Origin of the sequence: Rhizobium sp. RU35A, assembly GCF_900156005.1 — a bacterium.
Lineage (GTDB): Bacteria > Pseudomonadota > Alphaproteobacteria > Rhizobiales > Rhizobiaceae > Neorhizobium > Neorhizobium straminoryzae.
Genome location: NZ_FTMR01000011.1, coordinates 166,651 through 182,424, shown reverse-complemented (window position 1 = coordinate 182,424; position 15,774 = coordinate 166,651). Strand labels below are relative to the sequence as shown.

Sequence of the window (15,774 nt, the reverse complement as noted above, 5' to 3'; positions counted from 1 at the left end):
ATCATCATATACTTACCCGTTGATGGCTTATCACCATCTGTGGGTGGATATCGCCTACAAACCCCAGATCCAGCGGGCTAAGTTAACTGTGCCCAGTGCCGTGCCGGTCACAATCACGCTGATCAGCATGCCGGCAAAAAATGAAAAGATGGCGGCATCAATGTTGAAGGGTCTTGAGTAGACAGAAAAAGTCATGGTCCCAGATCGGACCTCTTTGATCTCGTCCATTCTCACGAAGAATGCCCGATCAGAACACCCGAACTGCCTTACGTTGATAGCACCGTAGGCGTTCTCGGCGGCCAATAGGACAGCGTCCTCTAGTCTGGCGGCGCACTGGTAGCCTCTCTCTGTCTCTTGGCTTATTTTCACGTCCACCTGATAGTTGGAATAGTCTTGCCACACTTTGAGGGCGCTCATGGCAACCCCGATAAAAAGGCTCAACCGAAGCCCACGCAGAAACCACTTCCTATTCCAACCGACGTCTGCCATGCCCAATCCTCGATCACCCATCGATAATCAATCGCAGATGTACCGGGGTGGCAACACTGTGAGAGAACTGCCATGAGAGATCGCGTGAAGCAGTGTTGTGGGTGCCGGTGAGGAAAGGATCCAGCGACCTCAGAACGTCTCAGGGAGTCTCCCTGGCGAACTTGAAGAACTCACAGCAAGCAACAGATCAGTATCACGACAGCATTCGGTCGCGGCTCTTTGCAAGGCGCCAGAGCAGCTTGATAAGAATGAACTTAACCAATTCTCGCAGAAGCTTGAAATTTTTAATGTGAAAAGTTTGGTGGAGCTAAGCGGGATCGAACCGCTGACCTCTTGCATGCCATGCAAGCGCTCTCCCAGCTGAGCTATAGCCCCATCAGGGTACCGGGCATTTTCCGGTTCCGGGAACCCCGTGGAAGCGTCGTTTCCGGCGGGGTGGCGGCTTAATACGTCCGGTCGTTTCGGAGTGCAAGCCAAAAAATGACAGGCCCGGCATTTTTTTCGTCCGGGCCTGAATTCTCAAGGAAAATCAGACCTCGTCTTCGTCGCCGCCGACGCCGATGATGCCGGAAACGTCATCGTCATCGTCGTCTTCATCGGCTTCGAGGAAGGTGTCGTCGTCGTCGCCGTCGATTTCCACGTCGTCGTCGCCGATATCCGGAATGTCGTCGCCGGCGGCTGCGTCATCGCCCTCTTCGAGCGAGACCAGTTCAACGTCGGGGTTCTCGGTATCGACTTCCGCGACCTCTTCCTCTTCGTCCTGTTCCATCTTCATCTGGGCGGTCGTCTCCTCGAAGAAGGAGAGCGGCCAGGACTTGCCGGTATAGGGAGAGACAACCGGATCGCGGTTGAGGTCGTAGAATTTCTTGCCCGTATCCGGGTCGGTGCGCTTGGTTCCAAGTTCCGCTTTTGCCACTGTCAAAGCCTCGTGAGAATGCCGATTTCCTCGGCGTTGCCGCAAAGGCGGCGCTAAAATGCTAGCCGGTCCCCTTACTCATTGTCCCCAGGCATGTCAAAGACAAACTTGGCCGCCAAAGAGCCCGGTTTTCCGGTCCTGTCGCGCATGACCGAGGCGCAACTTTGTGATAGGAGCCGCCGGTCGTTTCGGGCGCGCGCCGGCATTTTTGAACCGGTCGCCATCATGCTAGTCATAAATGAGGGTCGGTCAATGTCGAAGGAGCCTGCGATGGAACGGTCGATGCCCGCAGCGGCGCCGTCCGCGCTCCTGTCGCTGCCGGATGATCGTCTGGAGCGCTTGTTTCTCCTGTGCGTGGCCGGGCTTGCGGCGGGCGAAAGCCGGATCGACGGCCTGCCGGAGGAGCCTCTGTTCGCCGAGGCCGCCGGGCTTCTCTCCGGCTTCGGTATCGCATTCAGGCGCAGCGGTTCCGCACTGCTGGTGAACGGTGTGGGCAATGGTGCGCTGCTTGCGCCTCCAGCCGTCTGCGAGACGGGCACCGGTCCCGAACTGGCCGCCCTTCTTCTCGGCTTGGCCGGACTTTACGATTTTCCGCTTGCGCTGCGCGTGGCGCCGCAGGCTATGGCCCCGCTGCTGGAGCCTCTGTCGCGCATGGGCTTGCAGGTCGAGGCAAGCGAGGCCGATCTTTTGCGGGTGCGCGGCCCCCGTCTGGCCGTTCCGCTTCGCCTCGAGCTGCCGGATGATGGCCGGGATCACAGCCAGGACCAGGGCCAGGGGCTGGGCAGCGTGCCCTGGCTCAAGCCCGCGCTGCTGCTCGCGGCCCTTGCGGCCTCGGGCGATACGGTTCTCTTCCATCCCGGTGCTGGAAAGGAGGACGGCTTTCTGGCTGTCCTGCAGCGGTTCGGTGTTCCCGTCACCGAGATGCGCGGTGCAACGGGTGTCGAGACGAGGATCACCGGACGTGTTCCGCTTCGGGCGCAGAGCATTGGCCTTGGGCATCCGGTGGCGATGTCGCGCACCATGGCGGGTGCATAAATCGGCTCCGTCCGCCTGCCGCAGGTGGCACCCCGCCTGCTCTTCGGTTATGGGGAGGCGCAAACCGGGGAGATTGTCATGACCTTCATCATCGCCATTGACGGGCCGGCTGCGGCGGGCAAGGGCACGCTGGCGCGGCGGATCGCCGAAACCTACGGCTTCCACCATCTCGATACGGGTCTCACCTACCGCGCCACGGCGCGTGCGCTGCTGGAGGCCGGCCTGCCGCTCGATGACGAGGCGGTCGCCGAGCGCATGGCGCAGGCAGTCGATCTCTCGGGGCTCGATCGCGCGGTGCTGGCGCAGCACCATATCGGCGAGGCGGCGTCGAGGATCGCCGTGATGCCGGCCGTGCGCCGCGCGCTTGTGGAGGCGCAACGGCGCTTTTCCGCGCGCGCGCCGGGTACCGTGCTCGACGGGCGCGACATCGGCACCGTTGTCTGCCCGCAGGCCCCCGTGAAGCTTTATGTCACCGCCTCGCCCGACGTGCGTGCCAGGCGACGCCATGACGAGGTGATCGCGAGTGGTGGCGTGGCCGATTACCAGACCATCCTCGCGGATGTGAAAAAGCGTGACGATCGCGACATGGGCCGGGCCGACAGCCCGCTGAAACCGGCCGATGATGCGCACTTGCTTGATACCTCGGAAATGAGTATAGAGGCCGCATTTCAAGCGGCGAAGACCATAATCGACGCGGCCTTGAACCGGAACTGACGATCCGCCGGCCCGGCCGGCGCATCAGACAACAGCACATCGCTTGAAGACCTGGTCCCCGCGCCGGAATGCCCTCGAAGTGTGTAGGGCGGACTTGATCTTTAGGTATGAACAACACGAACCCCCGGCGCATTGCGTGCCCCAGTGGCACGATCAGGAGATTTCATGTCAGTAGCAAACCCCACGCGGGATGATTTCGCAGCCCTGCTCGAGGAATCCTTTGCCTCTCACGATCTGGCCGAAGGCTATGTTGCCAAGGGCACGGTCACGGCGATCGAGAAGGACGTTGCCGTCATCGACGTCGGCCTCAAGGTCGAAGGTCGCGTTCCGCTCAAGGAATTCGGCGCCAAGGGCAAGGACGGCTCGCTGAAGGTCGGCGACGAAGTCGAAGTGTATGTCGAGCGCATCGAAAACGCTCTGGGCGAAGCCGTTCTGTCGCGCGAGAAGGCTCGCCGCGAAGAAAGCTGGATCCGTCTGGAAGCGAAGTTCGAAGCCGGCGAACGCGTCGAAGGCGTCATCTTCAACCAGGTCAAGGGCGGCTTCACGGTCGACCTCGACGGTGCCGTGGCCTTCCTGCCGCGTTCGCAGGTCGACATCCGTCCGATCCGCGACGTCACGCCGCTCATGCACAACCCGCAGCCCTTCGAAATCCTCAAGATGGACAAGCGTCGCGGCAACATCGTCGTTTCGCGCCGCACGGTTCTGGAAGAGTCGCGCGCCGAGCAGCGTTCTGAAATCGTTCAGAACCTCGAAGAAGGCCAGGTTGTTGACGGCGTCGTCAAGAACATCACCGATTACGGTGCGTTCGTTGACCTCGGCGGCATCGACGGCCTGCTGCACGTTACCGACATGGCATGGCGCCGTGTGAACCATCCGTCGGAAATCCTGAACATCGGCCAGTCGGTCAAGGTTCAGATCATCCGCATCAACCAGGAAACCCACCGCATCTCGCTCGGCATGAAGCAGCTCGAGTCGGATCCGTGGGATGGCATCTCCGCCAAGTACCCGGTTGGCAAGAAGATCTCCGGTACCGTCACCAACATCACCGATTACGGTGCATTCGTTGAGCTGGAGCCGGGCATCGAAGGCCTCATCCACATCTCCGAAATGTCCTGGACGAAGAAGAACGTTCACCCCGGCAAGATCCTGTCCACCAGCCAGGAAGTCGACGTGGTCGTTCTCGAAGTCGATCCGTCCAAGCGTCGCATCTCGCTCGGTCTGAAGCAGACGCTCGAAAACCCGTGGCAGGCCTTTGCCTACAGCCATCCGGCTGGCACGGAAGTTGAAGGCGAAGTCAAGAACAAGACCGAATTCGGCCTGTTCATCGGCCTCGACGGCGACGTGGACGGCATGGTTCACCTCTCCGACCTCGACTGGAACCGTCCGGGCGAGCAGGTCATCGAAGAATTCAACAAGGGCGACGTCGTTCGCGCTGTTGTTCTCGATGTGGACGTCGAGAAGGAGCGCATCTCGCTCGGCATCAAGCAGCTCGGCCGTGACACGGTCGGCGAAGCTGCCCAGTCCGGCGACCTGCGCAAGAACGCTGTCGTCTCGTGCGAAGTCATCGGCGTCAACGATGGCGGCATCGAAGTGAAGCTCGTCAACCACGAAGACATCACCTCGTTCATCCGTCGTGGCGATCTGTCGCGTGACCGTGACGAGCAGCGTCCGGAGCGTTTCCAGGTTGGTCAGGTCGTCGACGCCCGCGTCGTCAACTTCTCCAAGAAGGATCGCAAGATCATGCTGTCGATCAAGGCTCTCGAGATCGCGGAAGAGAAGGAAGCCGTTGCGCAGTTCGGTTCGTCCGACTCGGGCGCATCGCTCGGCGACATTCTGGGCGCTGCCCTGAAGAACCGCAGCAACGACTGATCCTCGTTGGACCAATGATAAAGGAACCCGCCGGAGCGATCCGGCGGGTTTTTTGTTGGACGATTGATGCCCGAATGCTCTCGGGAAAGATGTAATCCGGTTTCCTGCACGGGCAAACGTCGCCAGCGCGGATCCCGCTGGCTACCAGGCGGCGAGGCGCTGGTAAAAGCCATGGGCGCTGCTTTCCGGCGGCAGGAATGCAGCCGGCTCGGGCAGGACAGCGAAATCGTCCGGCAGGGCGAGGGGGGCAGGCGATGACCCGTCCGAGGCCTGCGCATCCGCAGGCTCGGAATCCTGCTCCGTTGCGTCCGGGTCGGCATGCGCGCCGCTGCCCTGCCGGCCGCCGCGCCGGCGCCCGGGTTCGCGCTCTTCGTCCTCTGCCTCTACGGCCTTCACAAGCGGACCATCCTCATCCTCCGGCATTCCCTGCGGGCCGTAGGGCACATAGACTGGCACTGCCACCTCCCGGACGGGCGGGACTGCGGAAGGGCCGGATTGCGTCTGCGCTGCGATGACCGCCGCGAAGGGCGCGGGAGAAGACGCATCGCTGCCGGCGCGTCGTTGCCCTGCCGTTGCCGTGTCTGCTGGCTCGCCTGCTTCCGGCGCTGTCCGGCTGTCCGCCGCGAGGCGTTCCGGCACGCTGCCATCGGACATCATGTCCGCCATCTGCGGGGCCGCATCGTCCGGTGCGGGCTCCTGCCCCGGGAGAGGCCATGTCTCGTCCTCGACATACAGATCCGACAGCCATGCGGCGGTAATCGGCATGTCCGGCGCCAGAGGAACGCCGGCACGAGAAGCCCCGGCTGGGGCGCCTATCTCGTCTGCAATACCCGTCATCAGACGGGCCAGCGCCGGACCATCATAGGTTACATCTTCCGGTGCCGCAGCGGCTTCTGCGGCGAGGACCGGGAACGGACTTGGGACAAGGTCGGCCTTTGGTGCTGCGGGAGAGGTCCTCAGGGGGGCATCCGCGATCGGAACAGGCGGTGCCGCCGCCCGTGGCTGTGCGGAACCATGCGGTGAATCCGCGCTTTTGGGCTCATCAAGCGTGCTGTGCGTCGCGGCTCTCTGTGTCACCTGTCTCTGCGGGGGCAGGGCGTTGCCGTCTCCAGAGGCGTCGCGTCCCGAGAGGCCGGGACCGACATGGGTCTCTCCCGTTGTATCTGGAAGTCCGCCGATGCTCTCCTCCGGCGGTGCGTGGGAGAGGCTGGCCATCGCATGCTGCGCCGGTGACGGCGTCTGGCGGGAACGGTCGGCCAGCGGCAGGGGCGCTGCTGCGGTGCGGACCGGCGGGTTGATACGGGGATCTGCGGGCAGTCGAGCCTCGGTGCTGCCGGGCGGCAGCGGAGCGGCCTCAGCGCCGGCATTCTGGCGATAGGAGGTGACCACGCGCCGTGTGACCGGGTTGCGCTCGTCATAGGCGGCGGCCTCCATCTGCAGCGCCACCCGGGTGGCCTCCGGGCCGAAGGGGTTCTTGAGGATCTCCGTCAGAAGCCGCAGCGAAAATCCTTGCATCAGCTGGTTCAACGCCCGCTGGAGGGCAAGCTTTTCGGGTCCGCTGAGGCCTGAAATCACCTCTGCGAGGCGTTCGGTGTAATCGACCAGCGATTCTCCGGCATGGCGGTTGATCTTCAGCAGTGCGCCGATGGTTTCCGCGACAACGGACAGACCCTGCGACAGCTGCATCTGGCCAGACAGCGAGAGCAGGACGAAACGGCCCGCGCCAAGCGCGAGCGAGGACGTGTTGGTGCCCGGGTGATCCCCGGTGCGGCCGAGCGACAGCTCGATTCGCGGCAGTGTCGGCGGTTGGGCGGACTGGCCCGAGAGATCGACGGATGTGTCCGAAAGGGCGGCGACAGGCGGCAACATGAGTCTGCTCCACGCTGTTGTCGGTTGACAGGACAGACCGGCTTCGCGGAACCCACAGGAGCGACCGAATGGGCCGCGGCGCCTCATGGCGACATTTCATGCCGATGAATGGCCCACGATGACGCAGAAACCTTAAGATTTTCCTAAAACTTGAACGATCGGTCAGAGAGGGGAGAGCGCTGCCCCACTTGCGATGCGGGGCCTCGGTGATGTGAAGCGGCGGTATCTGGCCAGAGAACGGCGCGAGCCTTAGGGAATGGGGGCGGCCTCCGCGGTCTTCGGCTTCAGCAGCCGGTAGAGGCCGATTTCATCCTGCTACACCGCCAGAATCGCGCCACCGGGGTCGGTGCGGACGATGTCTTCTTCCGCCTGCCGCGGTGTCCACGGACGGGAGGCGTTCTTCCCCGTCGCAGAGACCTTATCCCTGTCCTGAGCGCTGCCTGTCGTCTGCGAGGTGTCTCGGGCTGTTCCGGTCCTTGACGTTTCCACCGCAGCGGCAAGAGTGGCCAGGACGTCCTGTGCCCCATCGTCCGCCGATGTCTCAGTGTCGTTCGCCGTCCTGTCGTTGCGCTCGCGGATCGTCCAGCAGGGACTGCATCAGCCCTGCTGCGATCATTCCCGTTGATGATCCCTCTGTGACCTGCATGCTCTCCGCTCCCCCGGGTAAACGCGAATCCGGAGTGGAGCGTGGCGGCAGGTGATGAAGAAAAATCTAACCGCGGGTTGCGGCTTTCAGCTGTGGGCGAAGATGTCGGTCTCTTCCCAGCCGAGAAGGTCGAGCTTGGCGCGGGTCGGCAGGAAGTCGAAACAGGCCTGCGCCATTTCCATGCGGCCATCGCGCTTGAGGCGCTGGGTCAGCTTGTCGCGCAGGGCATGCAGGTGGAGAACGTCGGAGGCGGCATATTCGAGCTGCGCCTGTGACAGGGTTTCCGCCGCCCAGTCGGATTGCTGCTGCGCCTTGGAAACGTCGATGTCCAGCAGTTCCTTGAGATTGTCCTTCAGGCCGTGCCGATCGGTGTAGGTGCGCGTCAGCCGCGAGGCGATCTTGGTGCAGAAGACCGAGGCAGTGGTCACGCCGAAGGTGTGGAAGAGAACGGCAATGTCGAAGCGGCCGTAATGGAAGATCTTCGTGCGGCCGGCATCGGCCAGCAGCGCCACCAGATTGGGCGCTTCCTTCTGTCCGGCGGCAATGCGAATCACGTCGGCCGTGCCGTCACCCGGCGAAAGCTGCACCACGCACAGCCGGTCCCGGCGCGGGACCAGCCCAAGCGTTTCGGTATCGATGGCAATGGCCCCCTGATAGCGGGCGGCCGCCTCTGCGCTGATATCTGCCTCGTGATAGCGGATCGTGCTCATGTCGTCTCTTTCCGGTTCGGTCTGCCCGCTATAAACCAGAGAACCCGCGCAGGATATGCCTTTATTTGACTCGCTATCGACAGCAATCCGGTAGCAGCCTTGCGTCAGGCGCATTGCTGCAATGCAGCAGCGCCCTTGTTGAAATCAATCGCGTCACCTATATCTCAAGCATCGAAGCGACGCACTCCTCCTCCTCCCAGCGTCGCTACGAAGAGATCGGCAACCTCCTCCTCCTCCCAATTGCCGATCAAGTTTAAAAGCCTGCCGCACCTCCTCCCGCGGCAGGCTTTTTCGTTTGCAGTTTTGTTACTGTATAACATATCTTGGGTTGTTTTAGAGATTTCTGTTTCACGCAAATGTCATCACGCGTGACTATAGCCGGGACGTGACCAACAACCACGTTCTCGAGGCACCCATGCGCACTCTCTTTGCTGCCCTCGTCGCGACCACGGCACTCGTTTCCGGTGCCCAGGCTGCGACCGTCTATCCGCTCGATCGCGCCACGATCCTCACGGGTTCTCCCTTCGACTTCAAGGTCGAGTTCAAGTCGGTCGTGAAGCCGGAGGATGTCAAGATCACCGTCAACGGCCAGGACTACAAGGCCGTTCTCGGCGCCGAAGCCAAGTTCGTTGCCGAAGAAAAGGGCAAGGAAGACAAGGTGCTCGGCTCTGCCCTCCTGCTGCGCGGCGTCAAGATCGCCAAGGCCGGCGACTACAAGGTCGAAGTCTCCGCCGGTGACGAGAAGAAGTCCGTCACCTGGAACGTCTACGGCACGCAGGCAACCCCGAAGGCCAGGAACATCATCTTCTTCCTCGGCGATGGTTTGTCGGTCGCGCACCGCACCGGCGCCCGCATCATGTCCAAGGGCATGACCGAGGGCAAGGCCAACGGCCACCTGAACATGGACACGCTGGACCGGATGGCCTTCGTCGGCACATCCTCCACGAACGCCATCGCGACCGACTCGGCCAACACCATGTCGGCCTACATGACCGGCCACAAGACCGCCGTGAACGCGCTTGGCGTCTATGCTGACCGCACCCCGAGCTCGCTGGACGACCCGAAGGTCGAGACCATTGCCGAAGCTCTGCGCCGCACGACGAAGAAGTCGATCGGCGTCGTCTCGACTGCCGAAGTTGAAGATGCGACCCCCGCTGCCGTCGTGGCCCATACCCGCGCCCGTGGCGACAAGGCCGAGATCGCCGGCATGTTCTACGATGTGAAGCCGGAGGTCGTTCTGGGTGGTGGCTCTGCCTATTTCCTCCCCAAATCCGTTGCCGGTTCCAAGCGCAAGGACGACAAGGACTTCATCGCTCTCTTCAAGGAAGCCGGCTACACCCTGGCGACCACCAAGGACGAACTGGCCAAGGCTGACGGCGACAAGGTTCTCGGCCTCTTCCACACCGGCAACATGGACACCGTGCTTGACCGCCTGCAGCTGAAGAAGGGCACAGTCGAAAAGTTCCCGAACCAGCCGGGTCTCGTCGACATGACCAGGGCCGCTCTCGACAAGCTGTCGAAGAATCCGGAAGGCTTCTTCCTGATGGTCGAAGGCGCTTCGATCGACAAGATGTCCCACCCGATGGACTGGGACCGCGCCCTGTATGAAACCATCGAATTCGACCAGGCCGTCGGCCTCGGCCTCGAATTCCTGAAGAAGAACCCGGACACGCTGATCGTCGTCACCGGCGACCACACGCACGGCGTGTCGATCATCGGCACGATCGATGACGAAAAGCCGGGCACCGACATGCGCGAAAAGGTCGGCACCTACGCCGATGCCGGCTTCCCGAACTACGAAGACAAGGACGGCGACGGCTATCCGGACAAGGTCGACGTGTCGCGTCGTCTGGCTGTCTTCTCCTCGAACTACCCGGACTATTACGAAACCTGGCGTCCGAAGATGGACGGCCCGTTCGAGCCGGCCGTGCAGAACGAGAAGAAGCAGTACGTCGCCAACGAAGCCTACAAGAACGTTCCGGGCGCCGTCTTCCGTGAAGGCAACCTGCCGCGTTCGGCCGACACCGCGGTTCACGCCGTTGACGACATCGTCCTGCAGGCGACCGGCCCCGGTTCGGAAGGCTTCAAGGGCTACATGGAAGAAAGCGACATCTACAAGGTGCTCGTCGATACTTTCGCACTCGGCGCCAAGTAAGCACGCCGATGCCCGTGCCGGGTCGAAAGATCCGGCCTTTACGGCCTGACGAAATTCCACCCGCCGTCTCGGTGGGTGGAACTGTTTCACGGAAGGAGATCCCGATCATGATGACCCTCCCACAGCGTCCGGTGTCGCGCCGCCTGGTGCTTGCCGGCCTCGCGATGGTCGCGCCCTCTCTGCTCACCGCCCGACCTGCGGCTGCCGCGGCGAGCACGCTCGGCTTTGGCGAACTCTATGGCAAGGTCACGCCGCTCGGACTCCAGTTTTCCGACAAGACAAAGGCGCTCGATGGCAAGTCCGTCTCCATGCGCGGCTTCATGGCGCCGCCGCTGAAGGCCGAAGCGGCCTTTTTCGTTCTGACCGAGATCCCCATGTCGCTCTGCCCCTTCTGCTCGTCGGATGCCGACTGGCCGGACAATATCGTCGTGGTCTATCTCTCCGCCCGCCAGACCTTCACCCAGGCCAACCAGACGATCGAAGTGACGGGCCGGCTCGAAACGGGGTCCTGGACCGATCCGGAGACCGGGTTCGTAAGCCTGCTCCGGCTGCGCGATGCGCATTACGCTCCGGTGTGACATGCTGACGCTCTCCATCGAAAACCTGGTCGTTCGCGTGCCCGACCTGCAGCAGCCGGTACTGGTGATCGACCGCCTCGACGTCGCTGCCGGTCAGCATCTGGCCGTCACCGGCGGCTCGGGTTCGGGCAAGAGCACGTTTCTCAATATTCTGAGCGGGCTGGAGCGGGTGCGCGAGGGCCGTGTCCTGTGGAACGCATCCGACATCGCGCCGCTCTCCGAAAGCGGCCGCGACCGCTGGCGGGCTCGGAATGTCGGGCTCGTCATGCAGGATTTTCATCTGTTTCCCGGTTTGACCGCTTTGGCCAATGTGCTGCTGCCCGCCCGGCTGGCGGGTGCCGCCGATGCAGCGATCCTGGCCCGCGCCCATGATCTTTTGGCCCGGGTCGACCTGTCGCGACCGGACCAGCGCATCGAAACCATGTCGCGCGGCGAAATGCAGCGTGTGGCGATCGCGCGCGCGCTGTTGCGCCGGCCGGGCGTCATTATCGCGGACGAGCCGACGGCGAGCCTCGATGTCGAGAGCGGCGCGGCAGTCGGCGATCTCCTGCTGGAGGTGGCGGCCGAGACCCGCTCGACGCTGATCGTCGCATCGCATGATCCGCGGCTGGTCGAGCGTCTCGACCGGCGGCTTTCGCTCGCCGCAGGCCGTATCGTGGCCGACAACGCAGCATCCGAGGTGGCGGCATGATTTCCTTCGTTCTGGCGGATCTGCGCCGGCTCTGGCTCGGTGCCTTCGTTCTGGTGCTTCTGGTAGCGCTAGCAACGGCGCTTGGCGTGGCTGTTACCGTGCAGGAGCGGGCCTTGCGGCTCGGCAGCGCCCGTGCCGCGGACCGTTTCGATCTGGTGGTCGGGGCTGCCGGCAGCGAGACGCAGCTCGTTCTCTCCTCCGTTTTCCTGCAGCCTTCGCCGCTTCCGCTGATGCCGGGCGCGGTGCTGGCGAAGCTCGCGGCCGATCCGCGCGTCGCCTGGGCAGCGCCTGTCGGCTTCGGCGACAGTTTCATGGGTTATCCGATCATCGGCACCACGACGGCGCTGGTGAAGGGCACCACGGCCGGCTTTGCCGAAGGCGGCCTGTTTGTCCATGAGGGGGAGGCGATCGTCGGTGCTGCGGTGCATCTGCCGCTCGGTGCGGAGATCAAGCCGATGCACGGCACGGCCGAAACCGGCGGCGAAACGCATACGGAAATCGCCTATCGCGTCGTCGGCCGCGTCAAACCTACCGGCACGCCCTGGGATCGCGCCATTCTGGTGCCGGTACAGGCCGTCTGGCACATCCACGGCCTCGGCCACGATGATCATGGCGATCATGATGACGATCATCACGCTGGCGGCGAGGACGGGGATCACGCGGCCGATGCGGCACATCTGCCAGCGCATGCGGACGGGGCCGTCGCAGGACATGACGAGGCCGGTCATGATGCCGATCATCACGAGGCGGGCGAGCATGGCGCGGATGATCATGACGAGCATGACCATGACGGGGATGGTCACCACCATGGCCATATCGACCCCGATGGGGCGCTCAACGAGGCCTTCACCGATCAGGCGCCCGGCCTGCCGGCCATTCTCGTCAAGCCGAAGACGATTGCCGATGCCTATCGCCTGCGCCAGGAATATCGCACCGCTGGCACGCTTGCCGTCTTCCCCGGCGAAGTGCTGACGCGGCTTTATGGGACGCTCGGCGATGCCAAGATGGTGCTTTCGGCCGTGGCGGCCGGATCGCAGGCGCTGGTGGCGGCGGCCCTGCTGCTTGTCAGCGTGATTCACGTGACACAGCGGCGGCGCCAGATCGGCGCGTTGCGAGCCTTTGGTGCGCCGCGTCTGGCGGTGTTCGGCATCGTCTGGAGCGAGTTGTTCGTGCTGGTGCTGATCGGGATTGCGCTCGGCTTCGGCGGCGGCTATCTCGCCGCACGGCTGATTGGCGATGCCTTTACCCGCCAGACCGGCGTGATCCTGCCGGTGGAATTTGCCGCCGAGGATGGCGGCATGGCGCTGATCCTGCTCGCCATCGGCATGGTGTTTGCCGCCATTCCGGCGCTGATGGCCTACCGGCAATCGCCGGCGCAGGCGCTGCGCAGCTGATCAGCGGCAAGGCCGGAGTGGAGGCAGGCGCGGGATGCGCCTGCCGGTTCCAATCACGGCTCAGAGGGCGGCGATCTCCGCCATCACGCTGTCCTCGACGGTCAGTCCCTCGTCGGCGGCGATGCGCCGCAGGCTGCGGCCACGCCGTCCGGGCAGGCGCACACCCTCTTCCCGGCTCATTTCGGTGGCGAGCATGGCCAGTCGCTCTGCCGCTCCGCCCCCGGTTGCCGCATTCGGGTCGATCGCGATGAGATACTGGCCGAGCGCCGGCGGCGGCCCCTTGTCGTCGAACAGGGAGCTTGCCTCATAGGAGAACAGCGCCCCAGCCAGCGCTGCCGACAAGGCCTCCACCATGAAGGCAAGCGCCGCCCCCTTCACGCCGCCGGTCGGCGCCATGGTGCCTTTCAGTGCCGCATCGGGATCCGTGGTCGGCCGGCCGTCGCTGTCGAGCGCCCAGTCGTCGGGGATCGCCACGCCCTTCTGCTGTGCGGCCATCACCTTGCCGCGCGCCACCTTGGAAAGCGCGAGGTCGATGACGATCGGCTCATCGCCTGCCACCGGCACGGCAAATGCGATTGGGTTGGTGCCGTAGAGCGGCCGCTTGCCGCCCCACGGCGCCATGGAGGCCGGCGCATTGGCAAACATCATCGCCACCAGTCCCTGCTCGGCAAAGCGCTCCACCGTCAGTGCCATCACGCCGGCATGGTGGGAGCGGTAAAGGGCGGCGGCGGCAATACCCTGCTGGCGGGCGAGCGGCGCGAGTTCCTCGACCGCCAGGTCCAGCGCAGGATAGGCAAAGCCGAAGGCGACATCGATGGAGAGAACACCGGGGCGTGTCCGTACCGCCTTCGGTACGGCCTTGCCATCCACCTTGCCGCTGCGCACCTGCGCGACATAGGCGAGTACACGGCGCAGGCCATGACCGGATTGTCCGGCGGCCTCGGCCGCGACGAGGGCGCGTGAAACGGAAAGAGCGGTGGCGGCGGTCACGCCATTGGCTTCGAAGACGCCGGCAATGCGCGCTTCGAGATCGGAAAGGCTGATATGCATGGTCGGTTCCTGCGGGCGGGGCGGCCATGCAAAGCCCTGCGGCGGCAGGCCGGATCGCCTTTTCCCTACAGCATCGCCGGCAGATGGCAAATTGCTTTTCGCTTTCTCCGCCTTCGCCCGGACGTGGCGAGGTCAGGGCAGGGGCGGACCCTACAGCTCGCGCGGTGCTGACCTCGCCTCACTCCAAGCAGGTCCGGCCCGGCAGGACCGTGAAACCCTCAGCAGTTCTTGTAGCCGAGTGGCACGGTCACCCGGTCGCCGATTCCCGCCGGTGGTGGCGGAACGGGGGAGGCGCGGCGCACCAGATCGACCATATAGCCGTCGAAATCCGCAAACCCGGACGACCGCGACAGCGAGACGGCGGAGAGATTGCCGCCGGCATCGATGCGGAAGGTGACATAGGCGGTGCTGCCGCGGCCGGTGGCCGGGCATTTTCCGCGCTGGCGGGCCAGATGGGCGGCAAGCTTGGCCTGCCAGCGGGCGGGGGAAACGGACGATCCGGCCACGCTTTCGGCGGTGGCAGAGGCGGCGGTGCGATCCGCCTGCTGGACTTCGGCCTTGGCCTGCTGGGCAGCCTTGGCGGCCGGCGGCTTGGGCTTCGGCGGAACGTGCTGCGCCACCTTCTTCGGTTCCGGCTTCGGTGCTTCCTCCTTCACCTCGACCGGTTCCGGCGGACGGATGACGGGAAGCGGAACCTCAACATTCTCCAGCATGGCAAGCTGCTGTTCAACGACCGGATCCACCGGTTCCGGCTCCTTCGGCTGTTCCTCGGGGATCGTCTGGGTCACCTCTTTCACCGGTTCCGGCGGCGGTGTGTCTTCCACCATCTCTTCCGGTGGCGGCGGCTCCTTCTGCTCCACGACCTCCTCCGGCGGCGGCGTGTCCTTGACCGGCTCGACAACCTCTTCCGGCGACGATTCTTCCACCGGCTGCATGCTGTCGCTTTTCACCTCCTGCGAATCCTGCAGTTCCTGCGACACCAGTGTTTCGTCCGTCGCGGCAGCCGTCGGTTCCGGCGCCAGTTCGATCATGATGGCGGCGGGCGGTGCCGCATCCGCAGCCTCGATCGGTTCCTCGCGCAGGGCCACGGCGGCGGCGGCGATATGGGCGGCGAGCACCACGGCGGCAGCCCCGCTCCAGAGGGCGGCCTCGCCGAGCCTGCCCGTTCGGCTTCCCCGGTGAACGGTCAGGCTCATGGCGCAGCTCCCGTCGTCTGGCCGGCCGGCATCGCCGCTCCCGGCAGGGTTTCAAGGCCCACCAGCGCGATCTTCAGATAGCCGGCATCCCGCAGCAGGTTCATCACCTCCATGAACTGGCCATAGCCCACCGATTTGTCGGCGCGCAGGAAGATCCGCGCGTCCTTGTTGCCGGAGGTGGTGCGGTCGAGCGCCGCCGCCAACTGCTCGCGGGCGACCGGATCATTGCCGAGATTGAGCGTCAGATCCTGCCTAATGGTAAGATAGATCGGCTGGTCCGGCCGCTGTGCCGGCTTGGCCGTCGAGGCCGGCAGGTCCACGTTGACATCCACGGTGGCAAGCGGAGCCGCCACCATGAAGATGATCAGCAGCACCAGCATCACGTCGATGAACGGCGTGACGTTGATCTCGTGGTTTTCCGGCAGGTCGTCACCGCTGCCTTCACGAATGCCGCCGGCCATG

General features: G+C 64.1%; 14 protein-coding genes and 1 tRNA gene. 7 read left to right on the top strand and 8 right to left on the bottom strand.

Annotated features, from left to right (window positions below):
* Positions 1 to 54 precede the first annotated feature (54 nt).
* The 3 genes from F3H95_RS21845 to F3H95_RS21835 form a co-directional block, all read right to left on the bottom strand.
* Positions 55 to 489: a hypothetical protein gene (locus F3H95_RS21845; RefSeq protein WP_149747547.1), complete on the bottom strand. Its 435-nt coding sequence runs from the start codon at positions 487 to 489 to the stop codon at positions 55 to 57.
* A 299-nt stretch (positions 490 to 788) separates the two neighbouring features.
* Positions 789 to 864: transfer RNA gene (locus F3H95_RS21840), tRNA-Ala, on the bottom strand.
* Between the two features lie 154 nt (positions 865 to 1,018).
* Positions 1,019 to 1,405, bottom strand: coding sequence for a TIGR02300 family protein (locus F3H95_RS21835; protein ID WP_143124273.1), 387 nt, complete (start codon positions 1,403 to 1,405; stop codon positions 1,019 to 1,021).
* A 270-nt stretch (positions 1,406 to 1,675) separates the two neighbouring features.
* Between F3H95_RS21835 and F3H95_RS21830 the strand changes: the two genes are divergently transcribed.
* From F3H95_RS21830 to rpsA, 3 genes are all read left to right on the top strand, one after another.
* A complete protein-coding gene (locus tag F3H95_RS21830) occupies positions 1,676 to 2,440 on the top strand; it encodes a hypothetical protein (RefSeq protein ID WP_149747546.1) in 765 nt (254 codons plus the stop codon).
* Between the two features lie 78 nt (positions 2,441 to 2,518).
* The gene (gene cmk / locus F3H95_RS21825) at positions 2,519 to 3,154 is read left to right on the top strand and encodes a (d)CMP kinase (protein ID WP_149747545.1); all 636 of its coding nucleotides are present in this window, start codon (positions 2,519 to 2,521) and stop codon (positions 3,152 to 3,154) included.
* Positions 3,155 to 3,319: 165 nt separating this feature from the next.
* Positions 3,320 to 5,023, top strand: a complete 1,704-nt coding sequence (rpsA, locus tag F3H95_RS21820) for a 30S ribosomal protein S1 (protein WP_143124270.1) — start codon at positions 3,320 to 3,322, stop codon at positions 5,021 to 5,023.
* A gap of 141 nt (positions 5,024 to 5,164) precedes the next feature.
* On the opposite strand, the gene F3H95_RS21815 is transcribed toward rpsA, so the two are convergent.
* Positions 5,165 to 6,892, bottom strand: a complete 1,728-nt coding sequence (locus F3H95_RS21815; protein ID WP_149747544.1) for a hypothetical protein — start codon at positions 6,890 to 6,892, stop codon at positions 5,165 to 5,167.
* A gap of 732 nt (positions 6,893 to 7,624) precedes the next feature.
* The gene (locus F3H95_RS21810) at positions 7,625 to 8,248 is read right to left on the bottom strand and encodes a ribonuclease D (RefSeq protein WP_143124267.1); all 624 of its coding nucleotides are present in this window, start codon (positions 8,246 to 8,248) and stop codon (positions 7,625 to 7,627) included.
* Between the two features lie 415 nt (positions 8,249 to 8,663).
* On the opposite strand from F3H95_RS21810, the gene F3H95_RS21805 reads away from it, so the two are divergent.
* From F3H95_RS21805 to F3H95_RS21790, 4 genes are all read left to right on the top strand, one after another.
* Positions 8,664 to 10,403 (top strand): alkaline phosphatase, encoded by a 1,740-nt coding sequence (locus F3H95_RS21805; RefSeq protein ID WP_143124266.1) that lies wholly within the window; start codon positions 8,664 to 8,666, stop codon positions 10,401 to 10,403.
* A gap of 107 nt (positions 10,404 to 10,510) precedes the next feature.
* Positions 10,511 to 10,981 (top strand): hypothetical protein, encoded by a 471-nt coding sequence (locus F3H95_RS21800; RefSeq protein ID WP_143124265.1) that lies wholly within the window; start codon positions 10,511 to 10,513, stop codon positions 10,979 to 10,981.
* 1 nt (position 10,982) lies between these two features.
* Positions 10,983 to 11,672, top strand: coding sequence for an ATP-binding cassette domain-containing protein (locus F3H95_RS21795; protein ID WP_149747567.1), 690 nt, complete (start codon positions 10,983 to 10,985; stop codon positions 11,670 to 11,672).
* Positions 11,669 to 13,066, top strand: a complete 1,398-nt coding sequence (locus F3H95_RS21790) for an ABC transporter permease (protein WP_149747543.1) — start codon at positions 11,669 to 11,671, stop codon at positions 13,064 to 13,066. The genes F3H95_RS21795 and F3H95_RS21790 overlap by 4 nt, the downstream gene beginning before the upstream one ends.
* Before the next feature lie 60 nt (positions 13,067 to 13,126).
* On the opposite strand, the gene F3H95_RS21785 is transcribed toward F3H95_RS21790, so the two are convergent.
* The 3 genes from F3H95_RS21785 to exbD form a co-directional block, all read right to left on the bottom strand.
* Positions 13,127 to 14,116: an Ldh family oxidoreductase gene (locus tag F3H95_RS21785; RefSeq protein ID WP_149747542.1), complete on the bottom strand. Its 990-nt coding sequence runs from the start codon at positions 14,114 to 14,116 to the stop codon at positions 13,127 to 13,129.
* Positions 14,117 to 14,334: 218 nt separating this feature from the next.
* Positions 14,335 to 15,312 (bottom strand): TonB family protein, encoded by a 978-nt coding sequence (locus tag F3H95_RS21780; protein ID WP_149747541.1) that lies wholly within the window; start codon positions 15,310 to 15,312, stop codon positions 14,335 to 14,337.
* Positions 15,309 to 15,773 (bottom strand): TonB system transport protein ExbD, encoded by a 465-nt coding sequence (gene exbD, locus F3H95_RS21775; protein ID WP_149747540.1) that lies wholly within the window; start codon positions 15,771 to 15,773, stop codon positions 15,309 to 15,311. The genes F3H95_RS21780 and exbD overlap by 4 nt, the downstream gene beginning before the upstream one ends.
* Position 15,774 lies beyond the last annotated feature (1 nt).